2 protein-coding genes and 1 pseudogene are annotated in these 1,753 nt (G+C 59.1%); 1 reads left to right on the forward strand and 2 read right to left on the reverse strand.

The genetic code is table 11. The features are described from left to right. Positions 1–467 (reverse strand): annotated as a pseudogene (locus AC1D1P_RS24350) (hypothetical protein); the annotation flags it as partial. A gap of 37 nt (positions 468–504) precedes the next feature. After that, positions 505–873: a helix-turn-helix domain-containing protein gene (locus AC1D1P_RS24355; protein ID WP_457279567.1), complete on the reverse strand. Its 369-nt coding sequence runs from the start codon at positions 871–873 to the stop codon at positions 505–507. Between the two features lie 145 nt (positions 874–1,018). Between AC1D1P_RS24355 and AC1D1P_RS24360 the strand changes: the two genes are divergently transcribed. Continuing rightward, entirely contained in the window at positions 1,019–1,699 is a 681-nt protein-coding gene (locus tag AC1D1P_RS24360; RefSeq protein ID WP_477674795.1) for an XRE family transcriptional regulator, read from the forward strand. Positions 1,700–1,753: the final 54 nt, after the last annotated feature.

Genomic DNA, 1,753 nt, shown 5'->3' on the forward strand with positions numbered 1-1,753 from the left:
GTACGTAGATGAACGCGTAACTTGATTCCGGTGCTGGATAGCAGCATGTGATTCCTTTGTGATCGGGTTGACTGGATGTCGTGTCGGTGTGGAGGTGGCCGCCATAGCACGACGCCGGCCGTCCGTCTTTCGATGAATTCATTTCTGGCTGCCTGCCAGTCAACCCATCGGCGAATGGGCCAATCGGACCATTTCGCCACCGCCTGGTTGGCGGGCTCCTGGTCGTTGACAGGCTCAAGTCCGGGCGGAATTTGGCAATTGGGGGTGACGCCGTAGCTCAGCCGGCTCGTCTGGTGACGGCTTTCCACAAAGCCGCCTGCTTCCAGCATGTCCATGGCTTGCTGGACATCGTTGGGTTCATACGTGGGTTTCCAGTGAGGGTGAAGCGAGGCCAGCGTCCACCAGCCGCCGGTGGCGCGCAACCGCAACCACAGGGCACGTACATCGTGGGTGATAAGGTCGCCCATGATTGGTCGCGATCTCGCTCAGGCGCTCTGACGACGTTTACGGTTGGGAGTACGGAGGCCCATCCGTGAGGGCGTTGTTGGCGGTCAGCTCGTGTGCCAGTTTGCGCTGGGCCTGATTGCGCTGATGCGGCATGGTGACCGTGATCTTGCGCGTCTGCTGAAAGGCCAGCGCCCGGCTGGCGGGATTGAGGTAACGCGACGGCCAGAGATCCTCGGGCCTTTTGTCGAGGGCGCGTGCCACGAGCTGCTCGGCCGCCAGCCAGGGGCTGGTCAGCACGCGTTGTATGTGGCTGTAACCGTTTTCCATGGCAATTTTTCGAAGACTGGTACCGCGTTTGCGGAGGGCAGCAATGACATCGGCGGGGTGCATATCTTCCTGTGCGGGTGTCGATTTAATTGTGCTCATATCTAATATTTTGAGCACAAAACAGGCCAAGTCAAACATTTTTTTCTGCCTGTTTCAATTTGTGCTACTTTTATTGTATTTTTTACCAATTAAATGAGTGTTATGTTTTCTCATTTAGTGGCGAACCGAAGCCAGGTCGGTTTTCATGCGCCAGTTTGGCCAGCGCTGCCGCATGGCCCGGGGTACAAGGGAAATCAATGAGGTTGCGGCCACGGTCGGGGTTCACCGCAACACCATCTGGAACATAGAGCGTGGCGACAGCCTGCCGGATGCGTTCGAGCTGGAAGTACTCGCCAGGGAATACCGGTTGACGCCTGGGCAACTACTGGGCCGGGAAGCTCCAGACGAAACCCGGGCTGCTGCGGCAGTGGCGCGCGACGTGCGCGCGGTCGAGACCGGCACGTTTGTCTATGCGCCCCTGTTTGACCTCCGCGCTTCGCCGGGCCGGGATGTATTCAACGACCTTGGGTCGGTCGTGGCGATGCGACCCTTTGATGTGCAGTTCATCCGGTATGACCTGGGCATTGACCATAACGACATTGTCATGTCCACGGTGGCGGGCGCCTCGATGGAGCCGTGGCTGCATTCCAGGGACGCAGTGCTGACTGACTTGCGGGATCGCGATGCCCTGACGGAGGGCGTGCACATGGTAYGGCTTGACGGCGCCTTGCTGGTCAAAAAACTGCAGCGCCTGCCCGGCAAGATATTGCGCGTCAGCAGCTACAACCCGGCGTATGAACCGTTTGACATCCAGGGCTACGAAAGTACAGACCGGGATTTTGCCGTGCTTGGCCGCGTGCGCTGGGCCGGCGTGACTTTTAACTGAGCGTAAGTCCCTAGACCGCAACGCAACAGGCGTGCGCCGCGGATGGCATTGCGG

It is taken from the genome of Polaromonas sp. P1_E1_2, from assembly GCF_056406035.1.

Coding starts and splice junctions, on each gene's coding strand:
- AC1D1P_RS24355 (WP_457279567.1), bottom strand. CDS start 873: ATGAGCACAATTAAATCGACACCCGCACAGGAAGATATGCACCCCGCC.